We start from the raw sequence: 25,735 nt of genomic DNA on the forward strand, positions 1-25,735 counted from the left end.
AAAAAAACAGCTATTTTTTTATATTTTTGATGTATTTCATCTTTTATTTGTAAAAAAAAGCGCGTGAATATCACGCGCTTTTTTAACATCAGGACAGATTAACGACCTGTAATCGTAATTACAGAGCCTTGTACATAACCAGTTCCGCCTAGAGCAACAGGAGCACCGTAGTAAGTTTTAAGACCTTGTACTTCTACATCACCGATTGAACCAGTCAATGCCGAACCACGAGCAAGTGTTTGACCACTAGTTGCATCTTTCCAATTTGTAGGCGCAGAACCTAGAGCAATACCTTGAACATAAATATCAGTACCATCTGCATTTTGTGAACTTACAATTTGTAAGCCATTTGATTTCACACTGATACTTGAATTAATTGTAAGGTTAGCATTATTAGCGTCATTAACAGTTAATTTACCTAGAGTAACTTGACCGCCACCAGCTTTGTCTAAGATACCAAGATCAGAAATCTCTAAACCACCTTGCATCACTGTATTCAATTTAATCATTGCACCTTGTGGTGTAGAACCTAATTGAATATTGGCATCCATTTTACCAGTTTTAATATTTAAACCAGAAAGGATTGCATTAGAAGATTTATCAACTACACCACGACGACCTGTTGTAGCAGCACCAGAAGCACCAACACTGATCTCACCAATTTTAATATCAAGACCAGAAACTTGAGCAGCGATGTTTAAGAAAGCACCAGCTGAACTACCGTCAGAATCAATTTTTAGATCCATCAAGTTATGGCTTGCTAACAATGAGTTTAAGTTACCAGTGATTGTAATACCCTCAATACCGATCGCACCCGCAGTATTTGTACCACCAAAGCCTGCTGCACCTTTAGGAATGTCAGATGTAACACCCTTATCATCAGTTGTCGTTGGGCTTAAACCGTCATTGTCATGAACGTAAATTTTACCAATTTCAATTTTTGAAATACCAATACCAATATTGATACCATCTTGACCTGTAGTTGTGCTAAGCGCAGCATCATCCATTGCTTGCATTGCCATAGCATTTGCGCTGATTGCCATTGAAGATACTAAAACAAGTTTAGTGAATTTTTTCATTGTTACTCTCCCAAGAGTATTTTTTATGATTGTCAACCACTCAATGTTTTTTGCTGCTTATTCGTTTTATGGCAGCTTCAACATCATTCCTTGAGTAGCTTGCTCGCATGACTACAGTAGCTCTGTGTTAATTTTTGTTCAACTGTCGTTGGTCGCAATTTAGAGTTCGCCGATAAACGGTATTTACTCATACTTCATAAACACATTGAGATACACTATGGCCACGTTTAGCCTCATGCACATTTAGGTTTATGCAAAATCCGATTGTTTATCAACGACTCATTCTTAAACACAGCTCGTCTGCTACACAGATACTATCTGCTTTGGCTGAATTATCCCATGTCGTTTATCTGAATGATCACGCACAACCGACCATTGGTCTATTCGCAGAGGAATACTTCATTCATCAAAATAATGAAACATTTCATTACAAGGAAACAAATTTAGATACGTACAGCGCACAGTCAATTCCATCTTTGCCTGAATTCTGTTTTCAAGCCCATCATACAAAGCCAAGCTCTGGTTTTCAGGGTGGCCTATTAGGCTTTATTGGTTATGATTTTGCGGCTTCAAAACAAGTTAAAACTGCTTATAAAACACAACCAGCCTTATTTATTGGTCGCTTTAGTAGCTATTTAAAATATAGCGCTGAAGGATGGACTTTCATTAGCCATCATCCTAATGCAAAGCAACGTTACCAAGTTTTATTAGAGCTATTAAATAAAGAAAATTATCTTCCTAGTTTTAAGTTGCAACAGCCACTACAAGCTCGCTGGAGTTTTGAACAATACCAGCAGGCTTTTCATCAAGTACAAAATTATATTAAAGCGGGCGATTGTTATCAGATTAATCTCACTCAAGAATTTACAGCAAAGGCGACAGGTTTACTTTTAGATACAGCCTCGCAGTTATGGAATTTAACTGATGCACCTTATGCAGGCTATTTAAGAGTCGGTGAATTTGAGCTTTTAAGTTGCTCGCCAGAATTATTTATTGATTTTGAATCGGAGCGTAAATTAATAACTAAACCGATTAAAGGCACTATGCCTCGTTATGCAGATCCAATACTGGATGCCGAATCTAAAAACACACTCAAAGCATCTAAAAAGGACATGGCTGAAAACGTCATGATTGTAGATTTACTACGTAATGACCTGAGCGTGTATGCAGAAATAGGAACAGTAAAAACGCCAAAGCTGTTTAATATTGAAAGCTTTAATCAAGTGCATCACATGGTGAGTGAAATTGAAGCCCGCTTAAAAACTGATGTAAATCCATTTGGCGTATTAATGTCTGCCCTCCCTGGTGGCTCAATCACTGGCGCACCCAAAATTCGCGCTATGCAAATTATTGAAGAGCTGGAAGGTGCACCGCGTGGTGCCTATTGTGGTTCGATGGGCTATTTTAATGATGATGGTACAGGTTCTTGGAATATCTTAATTCGTTCAATCCAAAAGCATCAACACGATGTTTCAGTATGGGCCGGTGGTGGCATAACCATAGCTTCAAACTGTGAAGCAGAGTATCAGGAATGTTTTGACAAAGTTGATGCCATACTCAAGTTGCTCAACACATGGTTTCAACCTGAATAAATAAAAAAAGCGATTCATTTAGAATCGCTTTTTTCTACCCCTCTTTACCAACGACAGAAGGGTTAAATAACCAAAATCACTTAGGCCAAAATTTGATTTTTCAAAGTATCAACTAGACGTTGGTTTTCAACATCTGTACCTATCGTAATCCGTAGATATTGATTGATACGAGGTTTATTAAAGTAACGCACAATAATGCCCTGCTCACGCAATGCAGTAGCGAGTTCACCTGCATCCTTCTGTGCTAATGTCGCAAAAATAAAGTTAGCACTTGAAGGTAAAACCTCAAAACCAAGAGCAGTTAAATCTGCAACTAGTTTCTCACGGCTCGCGATGACTTTGGCACATTGCGCTTCAAAATAAGCCTGATCTTCAAATGAAGCTACGGCAGCAGCAATTGCAAAACGGTCAATCGGATACGAGTTAAAGCTGTTTTTGACTGCTTCAAGTGCGGCAATCAAATGTGGCTGTGCAATCGCAAAACCTACACGTAGCCCTGCTAATGAACGCGATTTAGAGGTGGTTTGGCACACCACTAAGTTGTCGTATTTTGCCACCAAACTGACAGCAGATTCTGCGCCGAAGTCCACGTAGGCCTCATCGATGACCACTACCGAATTTGGATTTGCTTGCAATACTTCTTCAATTGCGGATAAACCCAATGCAATACTGGTTGGTGCATTAGGATTGGTAATGATAATCCCGCCATTCGGCTGTTTATAATCATCAATCTCAATTTCAAATTGATCATTTAACGGCAAAATTTTGGTGTTGCTAGCAATTCCGAAAAATTGGCTATACACAGGATAAAAACTATAGGTAATGTCTGGATAAAGAATTGGGAGTTCTTGCACAAAAAAAGCTTTAAAAATATGTGCCAAAACTTCATCTGAACCATTACCAACAAAGACATTTTCAACAGCAACATTTTGCTGTTTAGCAATCGCTTGTTTCAACGCCAAAGCATCGGGATCTGGATATAAACGAAGTGCATCTGCTGAATTCACCAATACAGCTTGAACTGCTTCAACCACTTTTGGTGATGGCGGATATGGGTTTTCGTTGGTATTGAGCTTTAATAAATTTTGAATTTTTGGTTGTTCCCCTGGGACATACGGTTCTAATTCACGTACTTCAGGGCTCCAAAAACGCATTTGTTCAGTTGTAATATTCGACATTTTCTTTTCTCTTGATTCCCCTCTCTTTTAGGGACGAGGTAGAGAAGTCTATTACCCTCTCTCCTCAACTCCCTTAAATTTTGCTTTAAAGCACATTTAGGGAGAGGGAAATTATTTCTTAATCATTTTGTGACTTGAATGGCTTACTGATAACGGTAACGTGCAGAACGTGCATGTGCATCCAAATTTTCTTGTTGCGCTAAAACGTCTGCAGTTTTTGCCAAGGTTTTTACGCCAGTTTCAGAACACATGATTAAGCTTGAACGTTTTTGGAAATCATAAACACCCAATGGTGATGAAAAACGAGCGGTACCCGATGTTGGTAAAACGTGGTTCGGACCTGCACAGTAATCACCAATCGCTTCTGGTGTATAACGGCCCATAAAAATTGCACCCGCATGGCGAATACTTTCTGACATTAATTCAGCTTCATCCAAACACAACATTAAGTGTTCAGGTGCAACTTGGTTAATCAGTTCAGCACCTTCAGCACGGTCTTTAACCAAAACCAATGCGCCACGATTTTCAATTGAAGTACGTGCAATTTCTGCTTTTGGCAAAGCTTCTAAATGCTTTTCAATCCAGTGCGCAACATCATTGAGTAGCTGTTCATCTGGTGTAATAAATACGGCTTGTGCCACAGTGTCATGTTCAGCTTGAGACAATAAGTCCATCGCCAACCATTCAGCATTATTTTCACCTTCTGCATAGACTAAAATTTCAGAAGGGCCTGCAATCATATCAATACCAACTTGACCAAACACTGCACGTTTAGCTGCAGCTACGAAGCGGTTGCCCGGTCCTGTAATTTTGTCGACCATTGGAATGGTTTCTGTGCCATACGCTAAAGCAGCAACCGCTTGTGCTCCACCAATAGTAAATACACGAGATACACCTGCTAGATAAGCCGCCGCCAATACCAATGGATTTAATTCACCATTCGGTGCTGGTACTACCATAATAATTTCAGGCACGCCTGCAACGTGTGCGGGTACTGCATTCATTAACACTGAAGATGGATATGAAGCCAAACCACCAGGGACATAAATACCCACACGGTCAAGCGGTGTCACTTTTTGACCCAAGGTATTACCCAAGGCATCTACATAGGTCCAACCGTCTTGTTTTTGTGCTTGATGGAACTCACGCACACGATTCGCTGCCATTTCTAAAGCGTCGCGCACCTCTGTGCTTAAGCTATCAAATGCCGCTTTGAGCTGTGCTTGGCTGAGCTCTAAGTCTGAAAATTCATGCGCTGGATGTCGATCGAACTGCTGTGTGAGCTTAAGTACATGAGCGTCGCCATGCTGACGAACATCAGCAATAATTTGGTCAACGGTTTTTAAAAGTTCTGGATCATTCACAGTTTCAAAAGCTAACAAGTCAGCAAATGCTTGCTTGAAGTTCTGATCTAGAGTCGATAAACGTCGCATCAATTTACCCACTAGGTAATGTATTGGAAAACTTTAGTTTACCTGTTTTAGTGAGCTTTGTCGGCAATAAACTGAATTTGCTACCCATGGTTTAATTGAAAATAACTTTTATCAAAATTGGCAAAGCATCCAGCTTTACTTTCATCTCCACTAAAAAGCAAAACCGCCTGATAGGCGGTTTTTGCTTTTTAGTACTACAGATCACTTAAGCATTTTTTGCTTTTTCACGTGCTTCCACTGCTTTTTCAAGCTGTGCAAGAATTGGATTAAGCAATTGTTGCTTACGTTTGAAACTTGCCTTGTTCACGATTAAACGTGAAGACACTTTACAAATTTCTTCAAGTGGCTCCAGACCATTTGCACGCAAGGTATTCCCTGTATCCACAACGTCTACAATGTAATGACCCAATCCAACCAATGGTGCAAGTTCCATTGAACCATACAATTTGATGACATCTACTTGCTCACCTAAGCTTGCATAGTATTGACGTGTTAAATTCACGTACTTAGTGGCAATTTTTAAACGACCTTGCGGACGCTCCATGCCAACTTTGCCTGCAGTCATGAGTTTACAAACCGCAATTTTCAAATCGAGTGGTTCATAGACATTTTGTGCACCATGCTCCATGAGCACATCTTTACCCGCCACACCAATATCGGCTGCACCATTTTCTACATAAGTAGGTACATCCGAAGCACGTAAAATTAAAATACGTACATGCTTATGGGTGGTAGGGAAAATTAATTTACGAGACTTGTCAGGATCTTCTAAAAGATTAATCCCTGCCGTTTCAAGCAAAGGTAACGTTTCTTTTAAGATACGCCCCTTACTTAACGCTAAAGTTAAACCATGATCAAAATTGCCCATTACGTCAAAGTTCGGATCATCGTTTCTCATATCGCTCATTAACTTACTCGCTTAATTTGGGCGCCTAAACCTTGTAATTTTGCTTCTACATCTTCATAACCGCGATCAATATGATAAATACGGTCAATTAAGGTTTCTCCATCAGCCGCTAATGCAGCTAAAACTAAAGAGAAAGAAGCACGTAAATCTGTTGCCATGACTGGTGCAGCAGAAAGTTTTTCTACACCTGTAACGACAGCATCATTACCTTCGACCTGAATATTTGCGCCCATACGTGCCAATTCAGGTACATGCATAAAACGGTTTTCAAAAATCGTTTCAGAAATTGTTGCAAAACCACGACCGATCGCATTGACCGCCATGATTTGTGCTTGCATATCTGTTGGAAATTCTGGATGAGGCAAGGTACGGAAGCTTACAGCTTTTGGACGCTTACCCATCATATCAAGTTCGATCCAGTCGTCACCACGTGTAACTTCTGCACCCATTTCTTCAAACTTGTCTAATACCGCTTCCATTAGATTCGGATCGGTATGTGTAGTTTTAACACGACCGCCCGTAATGGCTGCAGCTGCTAAATATGACCCAGTTTCAATACGGTCTGCAACCACAGAGTACTCACAACCATGCAAGCTTTCAACACCAGTAACCACTAAGGTATCAGTATCTAAACCTTCAATTTTTGCACCCATAGCAATCAACATTTGCGCAAGGTCGGTAATTTCAGGTTCACGCGCTGCATTACGAATCGTTGTTACGCCATCTGCCAATACCGCTGCCATTAAAATATTTTCAGTGCCACCCACAGTCACCATATCAAAGATAACTTCGCCACCTTTTAAGCGACCATCCACTTTGGCATGAACATAACCTGCATCAACCACAATTTCAGCACCTAAAGCTTCTAAGGCTTTTAAGTGTTGATCAACTGGACGGGAGCCAATTGCACAACCACCAGGCAAAGATACTTGTGCACTACCGTAGCGCGCCAATAATGGACCAAGCACCAAAATAGATGCACGCATGGTTTTTACGAGTTCATATGGTGCAAATTGATTGTTTAATGTAGAGGTATCTGCAACAACAGTATCCCCTTCATAAGTCATAGTAATACCTAGACCTGCAATCAATTTCACTAAAGTGTTTACGTCTTTTAAATTTGGTACATTTTTAAGCGTAATTGGCGTTTCAGCTAAAATCATCGCTGCCAAAAGTGGAAGTGCTGCATTTTTTGCACCAGAAATTCGCACTTCACCTTCGAGCGTAACGCCGCCCTGAATTAAAAATTTATCCATTAATCTATTAAGCTCCGAATAAGCTTGCTTTACGCCATTCTTCTTTGGTCATTGCGCGAATTGTTACTGCATGAACTTCACCACTGGCAATATAAGAGTTCAATGGTGCATAAACAGATTGCTGACGAGCAACGGGGCGCTTACCTTCGAATTGATCATCGACAACACGTAGATCAAATTTACCGCCCTGCCCACTTACTGCAACTTCAGCTTCAGGAAACGCAGCTTTCAAAATATCAGTGAGCTGTTCACTATTCATCACAAGACCTCTTATAGGACTAACGGTGTAAAACTTGCCATTTTACTATAAATAAAAAAAATAATTCATTAGTCTCATACAATATATATATAAAAAAAGAGGCTCTTTCGAACCTCTTTTTGTTGTTTATATAGGCTAAATAGCCAAAGGTAGGTAATCTAACTGCATTTTTCGATGCTTATGTAACTGTCTTTTCAATTTTTCTGTCAATTTTTTAATGGAAGAATACATATCATCCCCACTTGCTTGAGCAAATAACTCAGCCCCAGGTATACGAATTATAGCTTCAGCAATATGATTTGAACTTCCTTTTTTCGAGCGCTTATCAACTTGATGATCTTTGGTTAACTTCACTTGCATACTGTTGACCTGATCTAAATGTTTGGTCATTTCAGCAAATTTCGAACGAATGGCTTGTTCAATGGCTGGTGTAATACTGAGATGATGACCGCGAATTGTAATTTGCATAATTCTATCCCTCGCCTTCTTTAAAGGATAAGAAAGTCACAGCAAAGCCATTTGATCAATACCATCAATCTACATCCATTAATCAAATCACATTCACTGCTCCTAAAATAAAAAAAAGTTCATTATTTCGTCATAATGAACCTCTAGAATAGTCAGATTTTAAAAATCAGATCAAGACTTTTCTTTCAGAAGATGAGGGAATATGTAACGACTCGCGATATTTCGCCACAGTACGACGTGCAACATCAATACCTTCTTCCTTTAATAAAATTGCAATCGCATTATCAGACAAAGGCTTACGTATATTTTCTTCAGCAACCATTTTTTTAATTTTAGCCCGAATTGCTGTAGATGATGCCTCACCACCAGACGTTGTTCCCACATGGCTTGAAAAAAAGTATTTCAATTCAAATAACCCACGTGGCGTTAACATATATTTATTGGTAGTCACACGTGAAACGGTCGATTCATGTAACTCAACCTCTTCTGCAATATCACGTAGCACCAACGGTTTCATTCCTTCTGCACCAATTTCAAAGAAAGCCCGCTGATGCTGCACAATACATGTAGCGACTTTCAACAAAGTTTTATGCCGCTCATCTACACTCTTAATAAAGTTTTTAGCTTCCAACATTTGATTACGTAAATATTGATTATCATCGCTTTGATCAGCACGTTTAATCATATTTGCATAAAAAGAATTAACCCTTAACTTTGGCATAACATCGGGGTTCAACTGCACAAACCAGTGATCATTCTTCTTCATAACCACTACATCTGGAATCTGATAGTCTGAATCTTTATTTTCAAACTCTATACCTGGATGGGCTTTAAGTGTTTTTAATAAACATACAGCATCTTTTAATTCCTCTTGATTTAAACCAGTTTGTTTAATGAGTTTTGGTAATTCGTTACTAATCAACAGCTCATAATGCTTCATTAACAGCAAAGCTTCTCTACGATAAAGCGTTGTTTCTGACAAACTTTCTAACTGTATCGTAAGACATTCCGCAAGATTACGTGAACCAATCCCAATCGGATCTAAGCGCTGAATATGTTTTAACACCACAACAACTTCATCATCTTCAATTTCTTCGTCGTAATCCATACTATCGAGTAGATGTTGCACAGACGTCGTAATCTCAGCAATATCACAATCTAAAAAACCTTTGTCATCTAAAGCATCAATAATGCAATGTGCAATTAAGCGATCAACGACCGAGAAATGTAATAAATTCACTTGTTCAAGCATGTGTGCTTGTAAGCCCTGATGCCCTTGTCGATTGTCTTCACGCTCCTCAAACTCAGGCGTGCCTAAACTCGTAGATTGATGGGTATAGACATCATCCCAATCTGTATCTACGGGTAAATCATCAGGTAAGTGATCAGCATTGAGTTCATTGGTTAAATCTTTCCGATCTTGTTCCAATTCCTGCAAAGTGCTTAAACTTTCAACCGTTGATTGCTCTTCTACTTTTTCAAGTAAAGGATTACTATCGAGTTGAACTTGGATCTCTTGTTCTAGTTCTAGACTTGAAAGTTGAAGTAAACGAATGGCTTGCTGCAACTGAGGCGTAAGCGACAGGGAGTTTGCAACTTTTAATCCAACCGATAACTTCATCTTTTTTTTCCTATATAAATACCGCGTGTTATAAGCAATTTTTATGCCGTTTTATTTTTTATAGCATACTTTTATTAAAAAACATACAAAAATAACACAGGATGTACTTTTATATAATTCAGAAAAATTATAATTAAATACATGATATTAAATATTAATTTAAATAAAACATAAATATTAAAACTCAATAATGTCTGCATAATGCCAAATTCTACCAGCTCAACACCTACCACTTGAGACACCAATTATTACTATAACCGTAATCAAAAAAATCATTATTATTTCATAAGCACTGGAATAACCTTATATAGAACCTGGTTTACTTTTAATCGTTATGATTTTATTTCTTGTTTCCATAAATTTTTTGATTTTCACACATAAAAAAACACCCCCTGCACTAGTCAGGGGGTGTTTCGAATAATGAGCTGGCGATGACTTACTCTCACATGGGTAACCCCACACTACCATCAGCGCTAAGAGGTTTCACTTCTGAGTTCGGGAAGGGATCAGGTGGTTCACTCTTGCTATTGTCGCCAGCACAACTTGGATGCTTACTCGTTTGGTCTTACTTGGATGCCGAACTTTCGTCAAATGAGTTATTAACAGATCATATCTGAGTCGAATTGTATGTTCTAGCGTTAGCTGAATCAAGTATTTCAAGACCGTTTGGTCTTTAATGAATCAATCTCTGCTCACTGCTTGCGCAGTTCGTACAACAACTGTTTGGGTGTTGTATAGTCAAGCCTCACGAGCAATTAGTATTGGTCAGCTTCATGCGTCACCGCACTTCCACATCCAACCTATCAACGTCGTAGTCTTCAACGGCTCTTTAGAGGAATAAATTCCTAGGGAAATCTTATCTTGAGGTAGGCTTCCCGCTTAGATGCTTTCAGCGGTTATCCCTTCCGAACATAGCTACCCGGCGATGCGACTGGCGTCACAACCGGTACACCAGAGGTTCGTCCACTCTGGTCCTCTCGTACTAGGAGCAGATCCTCTCAAATTTCCAGCGCCCACGGTAGATAGGGACCGAACTGTCTCACGACGTTCTAAACCCAGCTCGCGTACCTCTTTAAATGGCGAACAGCCATACCCTTGGGACCTGCTTCAGCCCCAGGATGAGATGAGCCGACATCGAGGTGCCAAACACCGCCGTCGATATGAACTCTTGGGCGGTATCAGCCTGTTATCCCCAGAGTACCTTTTATCCGTTGAGCGATGGCCCTTCCATACAGAACCACCGGATCACTAAGACCTACTTTCGTACCTGCTCGACTTGTGGGTCTCGCAGTTAAGCGCGCTTTTGCCTTTATACTCTACGCGTGATTTCCGACCACGCTGAGCGCACCTTCGTACTCCTCCGTTACTCTTTAGGAGGAGACCGCCCCAGTCAAACTACCCACCAGACATGGTCCTCGCTCCAGATAATGGAGCAGAGTTAGAACCTCAATATTACCAGGGTGGTATTTCAAGATTGGCTCCACAGCAACTAGCGTCGCTGCTTCAAAGCCTCCCACCTATCCTACACAAGTAAGATCAAAGTTCAATGTCAAGCTGCAGTAAAGGTTCACGGGGTCTTTCCGTCTAGCCGCGGGTACACCGCATCTTCACGGCGATTTCGATTTCACTGAGCCTCTGCTGGAGACAGCGCCCCCATCATTATGCCATTCGTGCAGGTCGGAACTTACCCGACAAGGAATTTCGCTACCTTAGGACCGTTATAGTTACGGCCGCCGTTTACTGGGGCTTCGATCAAGAGCTTCGCTTACGCTAACCCCATCAATTAACCTTCCAGCACCGGGCAGGCATCACACCCTATACGTCCACTTTCGTGTTTGCAGAGTGCTATGTTTTTAATAAACAGTTGCAGGGGCCTGGTTTCTGTGGCTGCCGATAGCTCAGGAAGCAAGTTCCATCACCGTCAGCAGCGTACCTTCTCCCGAAGTTACGGTACCATTTTGCCTAGTTCCTTCAGCAGAGTTCTCTCAAGCGCTTTGGTCTACTCGACCTGACCACCTGTGTCGGTTTCGGGTACGATTCCTGTGTAACTGAAGCTTAGAGACTTTTCCTGGAAGCATAGTATCAGCCACTTCACTGTACAAGTACAGCTTGCTATCAGATCTCAGCATAGAGTACCCCGGATTTGCCTAAGATACATGCCTACATCCTTTCACCTGGACAACCAACGCCAGGCTGACTTAACTTACTCCGTCCTCTCATCGCATTACACAGAAGTATTGGAATATTAACCAATTTCCCATCGACTACGCCTCTCGGCCTCGCCTTAGGGGTCGACTCACCCAGCCCCGATTAACGTTGGACTGGAACCCTTGGTCTTTCAGCGAACGGGTTTTTCACCCGTTTTGTCGTTACTCACGTCAGCATTCGCACTTCTGATACCTCCAGCAGACTTCTCAATCCACCTTCATCGGCTTACAGAACGCTCCCCTACCACTTGCAATAAATTGCAAATCCGCAGCTTCGGCATATAGTTTTAGCCCCGTTACATCTTCCGCGCAGGCCGACTCGACTAGTGAGCTATTACGCTTTCTTTAAAGGGTGGCTGCTTCTAAGCCAACCTCCTAGCTGTCTATGCCTTCCCACATCGTTTCCCACTTAACTATAATTTAGGGGCCTTAGCTGGCGGTCTGGATTGTTTTCCTCTTGACTACGGACGTTAGCACCCGCAGTCTGTCTCCCGGATAGTACTCATTGGTATTCGGAGTTTGCATCGGTTTGGTAAGTCGGGATGACCCCCTAGCCGAAACAGTGCTCTACCCCCAATGGTATTCGTCCGAGGCGCTACCTAAATAGCTTTCGGGGAGAACCAGCTATCACCAAGTTTGATTAGCCTTTCACCCCTATCCACAAGTCATCCCCTGGCTTTTCAACGACAGTGGGTTCGGTCCTCCAGTTAGTGTTACCCAACCTTCAACCTGCTCATGGATAGATCACCTGGTTTCGGGTCTACACCCAGCAACTAAACGCCCTATTAAGACTCGGTTTCCCTACGGCTCCCCTATACGGTTAACCTTGCTACTGAATGTAAGTCGCTGACCCATTATACAAAAGGTACGCAGTCACCGAACAAGTCGGCTCCCACTGCTTGTATGCATGCGGTTTCAGGATCTATTTCACTCCCCTCACAGGGGTTCTTTTCGCCTTTCCCTCACGGTACTGGTTCACTATCGGTCAGTCAGGAGTATTTAGCCTTGGAGGATGGTCCCCCCATATTCAGACAAGGTTTCACGTGCCTCGCCCTACTCGACATCATCATATAAGCCCTTTCGTGTACAGGACTATCACCCACTATGGTTGCACTTCCCAGAGCATTCCACTAGAACTTATATGACTTAATGGGCTGTTCCCCGTTCGCTCGCCGCTACTGAGGGAATCTCAATTGATTTCTTTTCCTAAGGGTACTGAGATGTTTCACTTCCCCTCGTTTGCCTCGCAACACTATGTATTCATGTTGCGATACCTACCTTACGATAGGTGGGTTTCCCCATTCAGAAATCTCCGGATCATAGGATATTTGCCGCCTCCCCGAAGCTTATCGCAGGCTATTACGTCTTTCATCGCCTCTGACTGCCAAGGCATCCACCACATGCACTTAATTACTTGACTATACAACCCCAAACAGTCGTTTATCCTTACAAGTAGGATAAGCAACAGAGTTTGTCTTACGACTTACTCATACAGTTGGCGTCTTGTGCATTTAAGCACTGTACAGCTTCAATTAGATTCATATACCAAAACGCTTGATTCAGTTAATTTCGCTAGTAACTCATAGCTTCTATCTTCACATCACAGTAATAAATCACTGTTAGTGTTAATGTCAGTTATGAGTATGAACAAATTATTTCAACTCAAATATATTCTGTTAATGATTTAACATGCCTTCGTCAGGTCATGTTGCTGTGATAAATCACAGAGCTTAATAACAATGAAGCGCATTCTACGCTAGTTTGTTGCTAAGCTCTATAACCTAAGCACTTGATCGCTTAAAGACTAAACTAACAGTCAGCTGACTGTTCATTTATTAACTTGTCTTTTATACATCGCTTTGCGATGTATGGTGGAGACTAGGAGAGTCGAACTCCTGACCTCCTGCGTGCAAAGCAGGCGCTCTACCAACTAAGCTAAGTCCCCAGCTTATCAATTAAGTCAATGTCTCTGTTTTCTGTTTGCTCTCATATTTTATTCAAATATTTCGTTAGTCAGATTTGGTGGGTCTGACAAGACTTGAACTTGTGACCCCACGCTTATCAAGCGTGTGCTCTAACCAACTGAGCTACAGACCCTCAGATACATCGTCATGAAGAACAACTTGTTGTGGATTCTTACCAGTCGCCAATCTTTCGTTAAGGAGGTGATCCAGCCGCAGGTTCCCCTACGGCTACCTTGTTACGACTTCACCCCAGTCGTCGGCCACACCGTGGTAAGCGTCCTCCTTACGGTTAGACTACCTACTTCTGGTGCAACAAACTCCCATGGTGTGACGGGCGGTGTGTACAAGGCCCGGGAACGTATTCACCGCGGCATTCTGATCCGCGATTACTAGCGATTCCGACTTCATGGAGTCGAGTTGCAGACTCCAATCCGGACTACGATCGGCTTTTTGAGATTAGCATCCTCTCGCGAGGTAGCAACCCTTTGTACCGACCATTGTAGCACGTGTGTAGCCCTGGTCGTAAGGGCCATGATGACTTGACGTCGTCCCCGCCTTCCTCCAGTTTGTCACTGGCAGTATCCTTAAAGTTCCCGGCCGAACCGCTGGCAAATAAGGAAAAGGGTTGCGCTCGTTGCGGGACTTAACCCAACATCTCACGACACGAGCTGACGACAGCCATGCAGCACCTGTATGTAAGTTCCCGAAGGCACCAATCCATCTCTGGAAAGTTCTTACTATGTCAAGACCAGGTAAGGTTCTTCGCGTTGCATCGAATTAAACCACATGCTCCACCGCTTGTGCGGGCCCCCGTCAATTCATTTGAGTTTTAGTCTTGCGACCGTACTCCCCAGGCGGTCTACTTATCGCGTTAGCTGCGCCACTAAAGCCTCAAAGGCCCCAACGGCTAGTAGACATCGTTTACGGCATGGACTACCAGGGTATCTAATCCTGTTTGCTCCCCATGCTTTCGTACCTCAGCGTCAGTATTAGGCCAGATGGCTGCCTTCGCCATCGGTATTCCTCCAGATCTCTACGCATTTCACCGCTACACCTGGAATTCTACCATCCTCTCCCATACTCTAGCTTCCCAGTATCGAATGCAATTCCTAAGTTAAGCTCAGGGATTTCACATCCGACTTAAAAAGCCGCCTACGTACGCTTTACGCCCAGTAAATCCGATTAACGCTCGCACCCTCTGTATTACCGCGGCTGCTGGCACAGAGTTAGCCGGTGCTTATTCTGCGAGTAACGTCCACTATCCCTAGGTATTAACTAGAGTAGCCTCCTCCTCGCTTAAAGTGCTTTACAACCAAAAGGCCTTCTTCACACACGCGGCATGGCTGGATCAGGGTTCCCCCCATTGTCCAATATTCCCCACTGCTGCCTCCCGTAGGAGTCTGGGCCGTGTCTCAGTCCCAGTGTGGCGGATCATCCTCTCAGACCCGCTACAGATCGTCGCCTTGGTAGGCCTTTACCCCACCAACTAGCTAATCTGACTTAGGCTCATCTATTAGCGCAAGGTCCGAAGATCCCCTGCTTTCCCCCGTAGGGCGTATGCGGTATTAGCATCCCTTTCGAAATGTTGTCCCCCACTAATAGGCAGATTCCTAAGCATTACTCACCCGTCCGCCGCTAGAAATCGGTAGCAAGCTACCTATTCCCGCTCGACTTGCATGTGTTAAGCCTGCCGCCAGCGTTCAATCTGAGCCATGATCAAACTCTTCAGTTTAAAATCAATAGTACCTTTAAAGGGTACCAATCTTGGCTCATCAATTACTGACAAATATTTGCTCAAATAAACTTCGAGAAATTTCTACCAATTATCAATGAAAATATATTCGATTGATCAACCAGTAAAAATCCACACAAGTTGTTCTTCATAATCTCTTAATGATCTTCTTGTTGGTTCGTCACCAGCAAGCTAGGTCGGCTATATTACACTAAATTTATTTAGTGTCAACAAGTAATTCAAATTATTTTAAACTTTTTTTCTAAAACCAAACTTAATCTTTTCAATCAAGTCCTTGTTTTATCAGAAGTTTTAATCTTCATCACCGCCGATGGATGTGCATTCTACAGCATTTCACATCCGTTGCAACCCTATTTTTTATTTTTTTTGAAAAATAACAGTCATACGTATGCTTTTTAGCCATTTTTCATTTTTTTGATTCATTTTTTAGGCAAATTTGCTTTAATGGTTCGATATTCAAGACTATTAAAGCGATTTTATTTATGATTGAGTCAGCTTTATTAAGCCAATAATAAATTTTGGGATCATTCTATATGCATCATTTTTCTTTTTTATCTGCAAGTTTGCTATTCACCCTTGCGATTTCACCTGCATTTGCAGCTGAGCCATCAGATGAATCTATCTCATCTACGACTTCGTCTAATTCGAAGTTTGCAACAAAATCTAGTGAAGTCGTAAAAAAACTCACTGTAAATGCTTCAGCATCACAAGCAGATGAAGAAAAAGATCCTTTTGAAGCATGGAACCGTAAGGTTTATCAGTTTAACGATGTATTAGATCGTAATGTTGCACGTCCTATTGCAGTGCAGTATTCAGAAAAAGTACCCGAGCCTGTTCGTGGCTCATATCGTCAATTTCGTAAAAACTTAAATGAGCCTTGGAATGCGGTGAATCAACTGGTTCAAGGTCGCCCGATGCATGCTGCTAAAAGCTTAGGCCGTTTTACCATTAATACACTAACCACTTTAGGCTTTGCAGACCCTGCACGTCGCTTACATTTAACAGCAGAAACCGAAGGCTTTGGCACAACTCTTGGTTATTATGGTGTGCCTACTGGACCTTATTTGGTTCTTCCCATATTAGGCCCAAGTACAATTCGTGAAACGGTAGGCTTTGCTGCTGATAGTTTTGCGCGCCCACAACGCTATATATTAGAAGACCATAAAGGTGTCTTTTGGGCTGAACAAGCCTTACGTGCTGTTGATAGTCGTGCGGAATTGCTCGATCTTGAAAAAGTCCTACAAGGTGATAAATATGCTCAAATTCGTGATATTTATCTACAACGCCTAAACTTTATTGTTGCTGAGAAAAAGGGCCTTGCAGATGAAAATATGTTTATTAGTGATGAAGGCGACGATCCAGAGGATGAATCTTCAGATCCAGTAGACACTGATTCTTCTGACGATCACGCCACAGAATAGTTTTAATTTAATTGCGGGGGATGATGATTTTCTCCTCCGCCCTGCGAATGCTTGTTATAGTATATTGCTCATGATACTTCAGGATCATCTTATTTCTTTATGTATTTCATTCAACCGACCCGTGATATTCCACATCTAGATCAGGTACTAGACACACTTCCCAGTGTTCAAATGATTCGCATTGAAGATCTCCATTTGTATGATCCGACTATTATTGCAATTGCTGATGTACAGGATTATCTAACACATCAGTGGACTTTGCCGACGATTGCGCTGGCATTAGAAGATGAAGGCTTGGCTTTGGCTGCCGCTTGGGAACAAGGTGCGCTGGCAGGTTGGATTTGGAGCAAACTCCCTTCAAACCCACAAAAAGCGCTTATTAAAATTGATGCCAAATACAAGCGTAATCAAGACAGTCGCGATCTACCTTCAGCGGCTGAATTACAAAAAAAATTACTGCCCAATCCTATTGAATTATTCAATTATAAAATCGAGACTTTATTTCAACCTTCTGCTTATTTATCTGGCGATTGGTATGATTACTGGAAAATTAGCGATAAAGAAATCATGTTTTATTTGGCAGATGTTTCCGGCCATGGGGTGACCAGTAGTCTATTAACCTCATGGATGGCTGCTTTCCACGGTCGTTCTAAAAATCCTCGTGAACTGATTAAAAAGCTTAACGGCATGCTGGTGCAAGAAAATATCGAAAAGCACATCACGATGATTGCGGGTATTTTAAATATTGAAACACATCATTTACGCTGGTCGAGTGCAGGCCACTACCCCCCTGCAATTTTATTTGAAAAAGACCAAGAACCTCGTATTTTAACCACCAGTAGTTTTCCATTAGGTTTAACAGAAGACTTAGAAGTGGAAGAGTTTGAATGCCAACTAAAACCGAATGCTCGGTTTATTATTTGTTCAGATGGCGCACTTGAACCTTTCGATGGTGGATTGAATGAACAATTGCGTCAATTGGTACATCACTTGCAAAATCAATCATTTCAAGCACCCGAGCACGTTGCCGATGATATTGCAATTCTAAGCTTGCGTCGAATCAATTAATTTATAAATCAAATATTTATCGTTTTTCACTATAGAATCATCCTTTCGGATACTTGAGTAAGCAGTGCCCCTATGGGATAATTTACTATCCTTCTCTGCAAATGGCATTTATATGTCAACAGGTCATGTTGAATATGCAAGCTTGAATGGAACGCATATTTTTAAGCTTATAGGCGAAGTGCGTGCCCAATCTTGCATTAGTTTAGACAAGCTGCTAAATAAAATTGAACAACAAGAGAATGTCGTTGGTGCGATCGTAGATTTAACCCAAACTACATTTATTGACAGTACAGTTTTAGGCATTTTGGCTAAGCTGGGCTTAAAGCTCAAACAAATCCATCACATTCAAGCAGTCATGCTTTCAACAAATTCAGATATTACCACGCTCGCCAACAGTATGGGGCTTGGGCAGGTATTTGTGATTTTGAATTATTGTGGCGATCCAAATGTATGTACACGTACATTAATGGAAGAAAATGTAACGCATAACAATATGCTTTGCACCGTATTAGATGCGCATAAAACATTGATGAAACTCAATGAAAGCAATCAAAATATGTTTGAGCCCTTAGTGAAACAATTGCAAAAAGAGCAAGATTCTATCGACCAAACTGCTGTACAACACAACGCGTAATCTCCCCCCTTTTTTTCACATTGAGAACTCCATGACTTTTCTTTCTGTTGCTCAAATGAATTCACAAAATGATATAGAAGCAAACTTCTCTGTCATTGAATCTTTGATTCAGCAAAGTAAAGCTCAGGGAGCAAGTCTCATTGTGTTTCCTGAAAATTTTATCTGCTTTGCTGCAGGTAAACAGCGTGAAACCGCTGCGCAGTTTGAAGTTTTTCAACAACGCTTAGAACAGCTTGCACATCGCTATAGCATTTGGATTGTCGCAGGTACTTTACCTTGCCCATTTCGTCCAGATGGCTCAATTATTAAAGATGGTCGAGTACGGACAGTTAGCCTGTGCATTAGCCCAGAGCGTACAGAAGCACGTTATGACAAAATTCATTTATTTGATGTACAAGTGGGTGACGCTGTCGGTGGTTATCAAGAATCTAAGTTCTTTGAACCAGGCACAGATCCAGTGGTTGCAAAAACGCCGTTTGGTCATATTGGCCTGATGGTCTGCTATGACTTGCGCTTTCCAGAACTTGCACTCACACTGCGTGCGCAAGGCGCAAATATTTTAACAGCGCCCGCAGCCTTTACCTACACTACAGGTGAGATGCATTGGCAATTGTTATTACAAGCACGCGCAATGGATACGCAATGCCTAGTTTTGGGTGCTGCACAACAAGGTTGGCATGGTGAAAAACGCCAAACTTGGGGCCATGCAGGCGCGTCAGACAGTCGTGGCCAATTGCTTGATATGATCCAAACTGAAGGTGCATCCATCATCACCGTTCCATCGAATTTAGAAGAGCAAAATCAAGTTCGGGCATCTATGCCCCTATTGCAACATCGTGTTTTACTACAATATCCGACTAATTCGTATAGCGACTAATCTGCTTATTTAATTTAGCAAATAGCACGATTTAACATCATGTTGTACTGTAAATCCCTGCCAGCTTATTTATAATAATGATTCTTATTTATTAAAATTGGTTTTATTCCAATGTTTAAATCCGTTCTCCTTTCTGCTGTACTGCTTTCCGTTTCTGTTGCCTCTTTTGCTGAGATTCAAATTTCAGAAAAAGTACGACCAACCATTAAATCTTTGGTTAACCCAAATATTGACCGTTTAGCGATTCCACCTACACCTAACAATATGTCTTTGCCTGCATTTGGTCAGGGTATTATTGGTTGGGGAACTGGACCAGATGGTGCGGAAAAGCGCTTAAATAACATCAGTAAAGAAGACGTTGAAAAGCTAAAAACACAAGATGTCACTTTAGAAATGGTTCAGACTTGGCAAAAGTTTTATGAAAATGAAACTCAGCGTAATGCAGGCAATCCTACTGCCCCTTTCCGTGCGCAATTAATGAAAAAGATTGCAGGCCTTTGGTAAGCAATGCCAAAAATGTTCATTGGTAGTTAAGACTATCAATGAACAACGCTTCCCTATTTGTAGCTTCATTTGATTCATCTCTTTTGCTTTTTCTATCTATTTTCCACTAAAGCCTACCTCAATATTTACAAAATCACTGCTTATTCCTGTGCGATTTTCAGACAGGATGAATATTCCCTTAGAAATATTTAGAGAATAACAATGAGCTTAGAAAAAGCAGTCTATACAGCACATGCAAAAGCTACAGGTGGTCGTGATGGTCGAGCAACTTCGTCTGACGGTATTTTAGATATTCAACTGAAAGTGCCTAAGGAAATGGGCGGTGCAGGCGGCGGGACAAACCCTGAACAGCTTTTTGCTGCGGGTTATTCTGCATGTTTTTTAGGTGCAATGAAATTTGTGGCGAATCGTGATCATTTAAAAATTACGCCTGATGTGTATGTGGAAGGTGATGTTGGTATTGGCCCTATTCCAACAGGTTTTGGGATTGAAGTGACTTTAAATGTGCATTTGGAAGGTTTAGAGCAAGCTGAGGCGCAAAAATTGGTTGATGCTGCGCATATTGTCTGCCCTTATTCAAGTGCGACACGCGGCAATATTGATGTGACGCTGAATGTGATTGTTTGATTGACGGTGTACATCCCAAAGCAATCGCTTTGGGATTTTTTTAATAATTTTATAAAAAATATAACCTTAAAAATAAAAAATTCTATTATATTAAGCAAAAATCACAACATTGAATTTTATAGAAAAAGTATTTTTAACATTAAAAATTGTCATTAATTTGAGGGGAAAATATGTCATTAGGCGCAGTCTATTTATGGGAGCCTGAAGTTACAGCTAAAATTCCAAATTTGAATGAATCTGAACGCACAGCTTATGAACTTTACCAAAAGCATCGAAATACACCTGCCAAGGGGAGAAAGATAAAAGACTGGGCTGAATTTATGCTTAACAAAGTAACGGATGATGCCTATAGTGATTATTTCACAGAAGAAACAAAGCAATGGTGCATAAACTTACAGCAAGAAATTTTAGCTGAACCACGTGCGGTTCTGGAGCTGGATCATTTTGACCATATTGCTCAGGGCGATGCACTGTATCGGGTATTTTATGAAGCTGTTAAGGAAACGGGTGTGGGGTTTTATGAACCGCGCTTTGCGGTTTGGGGCTTCAGTGTTTTACAAGTTCCAGCTGATGCAGTGGCTCAAGTTTTAAAGTCTTATTTAGAACCTTTAAGTTCGGAACAGCAAAGTTTTGATTTGGATAATATTGAAGCACCGCGAAATATAAAAAAGGCAGAAGAATTATTCCAGTTGTGGTGTTCACATCATTCAGTGTTAAAAAATGTAGAATTGCATACTTTTTATAATAAGTATGATTTTATTAAACCTGAATATAACAGATCTGATGCGAAAACAGCTGTAGATAGTAAAATAAGATTTTTTAATTTTATTTGTGAAACGCGGAATATTTTTTATCAACTTCAATTTATTCTTTGGGGATTAAATCAGTCGGTTGATATAGATTTTACACTTGATTTGACCAATCACTTTTTAACACCTGAGTTAAAAGAAAAGTTTGGAAAGCAACTTAAATTTAGAATTGATATACCAGATATTAGAGATATAACAAGAGAATCACGTGGTACATATGATCTAAATTTTGATTTTATTCGCTGTAAATGGGAAAGTGCTTATGGCATCAAAAAGTTTTTTCAGGAATTTGATAAATTTGTGAAATTCCTTAATAAACACTTTTCAGATGGAAATTTGCAAAGTCTGCAAGCATGGGCTTATGGGGATGCACTGGATCATGTGCTCGTGCAAATGCACTGGTCACAGGAGCTTATGATTATTGCTTTAGGGCTGGACAAAAATTATCTCGACAAGCGCTATCAGTTTCATCAGGAAATTTTAACGAGTGAAAAGCGGGATTCTGAACTTGAATATCTCAATGACAGTTATCAGGAATATCTGGTTTTGATGGATTTAGTCAGAGAAGCAGGCACTGCATTAGCTCCCTATCTAAAGAAAAACTAGAGCTTAAAAGAAAAGATGCACATTGATGTGCATCTTTTCTTTTAAATATTATGAACAACTATTATTCCGCTGCTTCATTCGTCACGCGCAGCACTTCTTCCATCGTGGTTTTACCCGCCAGCACCTTACGCAGGCCATCATCACGGATGGAGCTTGCATCACGGCGCGCATAATTTTCCAACTCATATTCAGCAGCATTACCATGAATTAAACGGCGCATTTGCTCATCTACAGGCACAATTTCATAAATTGCAGTACGGCCATTAAAACCTGTATGTGAACAATGATCACAGCCCTTAGGTTTAGGCAGTTTTAGCACAGTATCATGCTGAATATTTGCAAATAATTTAGTTTCAAAATCGTCAGCATCATGCCACGTTGCACAGTGCGAACATAAAGTGCGTACCAAACGTTGTGCAATCACACCAATGAGCGAGCTGGACAATAAAAATGGCTCAATGCCCATATCTTTTAAACGAGTTACGGCGCCAATGGCCGTATTGGTATGCAGTGTCGATAACACCAAGTGACCTGTGAGCGATGCTTGTACCGCAATTTCTGCCGTTTCCAAATCACGGATCTCACCCACCATCACCACATCAGGATCTTGACGGAGCATGGCTTTTAAAGCGCGAGCAAAGGTCATGTCAACTTTGGTATTCACCTGTGTCTGACCAATGCCTTCTAATTGATATTCAATCGGATCTTCAGCCGTCAGAATATTTTTAGAGCCATCGTTTAAGTCGGACAGCGCAGCATATAAGGTTGTGGTTTTACCTGAACCCGTCGGTCCAGTCACCAAAATAATGCCATGCGGACGGTGAACTAGAACTTTTAGCCGTTCATAGTCATTGTTCATGAGACCCAAATGCGTCATGTTCAAACGACCCGCTTGCTTATCTAACAAACGCATCACTACGCGCTCACCATAAGACGACGGCAAGGTTGATACACGTACATCCACTTCACGACCTGCTAAACGTAGTGAAATACGACCATCTTGCGGAATACGTTTTTCGGCAATATCCAGCTTTGCCATGACTTTAATACGTGATACCAACAAAGGTGCGAGTTCACGGCGCGGTTGTACAATTTCACGCAGTTGACCATCCACACGTAAACGTACAGAGAGTTTCTTCTCAAAAGATTCAATATGAATATCCGATGCACCAACGCGAATCGCCTCGGACAACAATGCATTAATCAAACGTACAATTGGCGCATCATCTTCCTGATCCATCAGATCTTCTGCTTCAGGTACAGAGTCCGCAAGACTGAGCAAATCGGGATGATCCTCCAAACCTGCAGCGACTTGTTGTGATTCCCCTGTATCACCTGCAAAGCTTGAGCTGAGGAGTTGATTAAACTCTTGCTCAGTGCATAGTTGATAGCTGGCTGAATGCCCCAGAAAACGACGTGCTTCTTGTAAAGCCAAGAGCGGTGTGTTGTCACGACGAATAATAAATGCTTGGTCACCCTCATAACGAAGCAAGACGCCATGACGCTTGGCAAAACTATATGGTATTTGTAATTGTTTAAGTACTTGCATCACAGTTTATAATGATGAATAAAAGTAATTTGAGTGTACTCTAAGCACATGACAGCGTGAAGTATGTTTTACAGCTTTTAATGATATAAGGAAAATACCATTGTCTTTCGTCAGTGACGTACTGGAAACAGAAACATCCAAAGTAAAATGGTGGGGTGAGCATCACTTTGAGCTGAACCGACCGAAATCATGGCAGTTTGGCTCGTTATTATTTCGCTTGACCCGTGGTTTACAAGAGTGGCGAATGGAATATCACCGCCCTAGCGTACAGTTTGACTATGAGCAGCAGTGGCATCGTATTGATGACCCTGAGTTTGCATTTCCTGCACCTGTGCATATTGAACGTTATATGTTTAAAAATACGCATGAAAAAATTCAAATCATGCCGCGCTTGGCCAATCGCTCTGTGGTTATCCGTCCTGTCGATCCGATCTATATTCCAGCGGGTCAGCGCGGTACGCTTTATATCAGTACACCATTATGGGTTGCGGGCTTTGTTGAGGGGCAAAAAGACCCTTTGTTTGATATCCCCGTGATTTTACCCAAAGATACGTGGTTTGGCCCCAATAAGCGCACAGGTGAAATCTGCTATGCCACAGCTGTAGATGGTCGTACCGAACTCCATCAATTAAAGATTCGTGCTTTTCGTGCAGTCACCCCTATTGAATTTCACAATACCAGCCACGAACAACTGCGCTTTGATCGAATGAATGTACCTGTACCTGCCTTACCTTTATTTTATAGCGAAAGCACAGGTCGATTATGGACATCGCAAATCAAAGTTATTCATGAAGGGCCTGATCGACCACCACGTGTGCGCATTGAAAACCGTACGCCACCACATGCAGGTGAAGTGATGTATGTGCACCCACCACGCGAACCTGCAGGTGCATTATTTAATATGTTCGATTCACTGTTCTAGGAGTGATGGATGCCCAATACCAATATTCCAGCAGAAGTGACCAGCAGTCTGACCAGTATTGTTAAAAATATTAATACCGATCGACTCACAGAAATTGTGGTTGCCATTATCCTAGCGCTATTAGGTTTTTTAATAGCACGCTTTGTTTCCAATACGTTTATTCGCACGATTGGAACACGATTTAATGAACACCAACGCTTAGTTTGGCGACGCGGTATTTTCTATTTTATTTTTATGATCTTTGTGATGGCCAGTCTCAAAGAAGCCGGCTTCAAACTGAGCGTATTTTTAGGGGCGGCCGGTATTTTAACGGTAGCCTTGGGTTTTGCATCGCAAACTTCTGCATCCAATCTCATCAGTGGTATCTTTTTAATTGGCGAAGGTTCATTTGAAATTGGCGATACCATTCAAATTACGTTAATTCGTGGCCATACCATTGAAGGTGAAGTCATTTCGATTGATTTACTCTCTGTAAAATTGCTGACTCAAGACAATGTCTATGTGCGTCTGCCCAATGAACAGCTTATCCGCGCACCCGTGCATAACCTGTCGAAATTTCCGATACGGCGCATCCCAATTACCCTAGCCATTAACTTCCATGAAGATATTATTAAAGTTCGTGAAGTTTTGCTGGATGTTGCCAATAAATATCCTTTGGTATTGGCCGATCCGAAACCCGCAGTCACTGTTACAGCATTTCGTGAGTCGTCTATTGAGTTATTGTTTGCCGTATGGTGCCAGCAAGAAAACTTTTTAAAAGTACGTGATGAAATGCAGGAACGCATTCGAAATGGTTTTGTCGACAATCAAATCGAAATTCCTGTACCCAAAATGGGCTTTGTTGACCGCCCTTCCGCACAAGCTTTGCATAATGAAGAAATTGATAGCTATGCCAATGCAGAAGAATTAAAACGTGAGCCAGACTTAAAATAAGTCATGTTTATCTATGAAAAAAAGGGAGCCGATCAATCTGCTCCCTTTTTAATTTGAATGTCATTCAC

Annotated in this window: 19 protein-coding genes, 2 tRNA genes and 3 rRNA genes; 10 read left to right on the forward strand and 14 right to left on the reverse strand. The window is 41.4% G+C overall.

The window, feature by feature from the left end:
• Positions 1–98: 98 nt before the first annotated feature.
• Positions 99–1,079: a putative pilus system protein FilA gene (gene filA, locus C9E88_RS13190; RefSeq protein ID WP_106986013.1), complete on the reverse strand. Its 981-nt coding sequence runs from the start codon at positions 1,077–1,079 to the stop codon at positions 99–101.
• Positions 1,080–1,330: 251 nt separating this feature from the next.
• On the opposite strand from filA, the gene C9E88_RS13195 reads away from it, so the two are divergent.
• Positions 1,331–2,671, forward strand: a complete 1,341-nt coding sequence (locus tag C9E88_RS13195) for an anthranilate synthase component I family protein (RefSeq protein ID WP_106986014.1) — start codon at positions 1,331–1,333, stop codon at positions 2,669–2,671.
• An 80-nt stretch (positions 2,672–2,751) separates the two neighbouring features.
• Here C9E88_RS13195 and hisC read toward each other — a convergent pair whose 3' ends face one another.
• The 12 genes from hisC to C9E88_RS13255 all read right to left on the reverse strand — a co-directional run bounded on the left by hisC (position 2,752) and on the right by C9E88_RS13255 (position 15,696).
• Entirely contained in the window at positions 2,752–3,849 is a 1,098-nt protein-coding gene (gene hisC, locus C9E88_RS13200; protein ID WP_106986015.1) for a histidinol-phosphate transaminase, read from the reverse strand.
• Positions 3,850–3,992: 143 nt separating this feature from the next.
• Entirely contained in the window at positions 3,993–5,294 is a 1,302-nt protein-coding gene (hisD, locus tag C9E88_RS13205; RefSeq protein WP_106986016.1) for a histidinol dehydrogenase, read from the reverse strand.
• Between the two features lie 193 nt (positions 5,295–5,487).
• Positions 5,488–6,189 carry an ATP phosphoribosyltransferase gene (gene hisG / locus C9E88_RS13210; RefSeq protein ID WP_106986017.1) on the reverse strand — a complete coding sequence of 234 codons (702 nt, stop codon included), beginning with the start codon at positions 6,187–6,189 and terminating at the stop codon, positions 5,488–5,490.
• Entirely contained in the window at positions 6,189–7,445 is a 1,257-nt protein-coding gene (gene murA, locus C9E88_RS13215; RefSeq protein ID WP_106986018.1) for a UDP-N-acetylglucosamine 1-carboxyvinyltransferase, read from the reverse strand. The genes hisG and murA overlap by 1 nt, the downstream gene beginning before the upstream one ends.
• A gap of 7 nt (positions 7,446–7,452) precedes the next feature.
• The gene (gene ibaG, locus C9E88_RS13220) at positions 7,453–7,704 is read right to left on the reverse strand and encodes a BolA family iron metabolism protein IbaG (protein WP_106986019.1); all 252 of its coding nucleotides are present in this window, start codon (positions 7,702–7,704) and stop codon (positions 7,453–7,455) included.
• 135 nt (positions 7,705–7,839) lie between these two features.
• Positions 7,840–8,172 carry a ribosome hibernation-promoting factor, HPF/YfiA family gene (hpf, locus tag C9E88_RS13225; protein ID WP_106986020.1) on the reverse strand — a complete coding sequence of 111 codons (333 nt, stop codon included), beginning with the start codon at positions 8,170–8,172 and terminating at the stop codon, positions 7,840–7,842.
• A 166-nt stretch (positions 8,173–8,338) separates the two neighbouring features.
• A complete protein-coding gene (locus C9E88_RS13230) occupies positions 8,339–9,793 on the reverse strand; it encodes an RNA polymerase factor sigma-54 (protein ID WP_106986021.1) in 1,455 nt (484 codons plus the stop codon).
• Between the two features lie 423 nt (positions 9,794–10,216).
• Positions 10,217–10,331, reverse strand: a 5S ribosomal RNA gene (rrf, locus tag C9E88_RS13235).
• 196 nt (positions 10,332–10,527) lie between these two features.
• Positions 10,528–13,420: ribosomal RNA gene (locus C9E88_RS13240) — 23S ribosomal RNA — on the reverse strand.
• Between the two features lie 449 nt (positions 13,421–13,869).
• Positions 13,870–13,945 (reverse strand) — tRNA-Ala (locus C9E88_RS13245).
• Between the two features lie 75 nt (positions 13,946–14,020).
• Positions 14,021–14,097 (reverse strand) — tRNA-Ile (locus C9E88_RS13250).
• A 61-nt stretch (positions 14,098–14,158) separates the two neighbouring features.
• Positions 14,159–15,696, reverse strand: a 16S ribosomal RNA gene (locus tag C9E88_RS13255).
• Together the 16S, 23S and 5S rRNA genes with 2 tRNA genes alongside form the textbook arrangement of a ribosomal RNA operon.
• A 554-nt stretch (positions 15,697–16,250) precedes the next feature.
• Here C9E88_RS13255 and C9E88_RS13260 point away from each other — a divergent pair.
• The 7 genes from C9E88_RS13260 (at position 16,251) to C9E88_RS13290 (ending at position 22,263) form a co-directional block, all read left to right on the forward strand.
• A complete protein-coding gene (locus C9E88_RS13260; RefSeq protein WP_106986204.1) occupies positions 16,251–17,138 on the forward strand; it encodes an MlaA family lipoprotein in 888 nt (295 codons plus the stop codon).
• Between the two features lie 99 nt (positions 17,139–17,237).
• On the forward strand, positions 17,238–18,206 hold the full coding sequence (gene gigA, locus C9E88_RS13265) for an RsbU family protein phosphatase GigA (RefSeq protein ID WP_106986205.1): 969 nt from the start codon (positions 17,238–17,240) through the stop codon (positions 18,204–18,206).
• A 112-nt stretch (positions 18,207–18,318) separates the two neighbouring features.
• A complete protein-coding gene (gene gigB, locus C9E88_RS13270) occupies positions 18,319–18,840 on the forward strand; it encodes an anti-anti-sigma factor GigB (protein WP_106986206.1) in 522 nt (173 codons plus the stop codon).
• Between the two features lie 31 nt (positions 18,841–18,871).
• On the forward strand, positions 18,872–19,717 hold the full coding sequence (locus C9E88_RS13275; RefSeq protein ID WP_106986207.1) for a carbon-nitrogen hydrolase family protein: 846 nt from the start codon (positions 18,872–18,874) through the stop codon (positions 19,715–19,717).
• Between the two features lie 111 nt (positions 19,718–19,828).
• Positions 19,829–20,221 carry a DUF4951 domain-containing protein gene (locus tag C9E88_RS13280; RefSeq protein WP_106986208.1) on the forward strand — a complete coding sequence of 131 codons (393 nt, stop codon included), beginning with the start codon at positions 19,829–19,831 and terminating at the stop codon, positions 20,219–20,221.
• 201 nt (positions 20,222–20,422) lie between these two features.
• Complete coding sequence (locus tag C9E88_RS13285) at positions 20,423–20,848, forward strand: organic hydroperoxide resistance protein (RefSeq protein WP_106986209.1); 426 nt, start codon at positions 20,423–20,425, stop codon at positions 20,846–20,848.
• Positions 20,849–21,018: 170 nt separating this feature from the next.
• A complete protein-coding gene (locus C9E88_RS13290) occupies positions 21,019–22,263 on the forward strand; it encodes a hypothetical protein (protein WP_106986210.1) in 1,245 nt (414 codons plus the stop codon).
• A gap of 61 nt (positions 22,264–22,324) precedes the next feature.
• Here C9E88_RS13290 and gspE read toward each other — a convergent pair whose 3' ends face one another.
• Entirely contained in the window at positions 22,325–23,812 is a 1,488-nt protein-coding gene (gspE, locus tag C9E88_RS13295; RefSeq protein ID WP_106986211.1) for a type II secretion system ATPase GspE, read from the reverse strand.
• Between the two features lie 100 nt (positions 23,813–23,912).
• Between gspE and C9E88_RS13300 the strand changes: the two genes are divergently transcribed.
• Together C9E88_RS13300 and C9E88_RS13305 are read left to right on the forward strand one after the other, a co-directional pair.
• Positions 23,913–24,734 carry a hypothetical protein gene (locus C9E88_RS13300; RefSeq protein WP_106986212.1) on the forward strand — a complete coding sequence of 274 codons (822 nt, stop codon included), beginning with the start codon at positions 23,913–23,915 and terminating at the stop codon, positions 24,732–24,734.
• A gap of 9 nt (positions 24,735–24,743) precedes the next feature.
• Positions 24,744–25,667 (forward strand): mechanosensitive ion channel family protein, encoded by a 924-nt coding sequence (locus tag C9E88_RS13305; protein WP_106986213.1) that lies wholly within the window; start codon positions 24,744–24,746, stop codon positions 25,665–25,667.
• The last annotated feature ends 68 nt before the right edge of the window (positions 25,668–25,735 follow it).

The sequence above is a fragment of the Acinetobacter cumulans genome (assembly GCF_003024525.3).
Lineage (GTDB): Bacteria > Pseudomonadota > Gammaproteobacteria > Pseudomonadales > Moraxellaceae > Acinetobacter > Acinetobacter cumulans.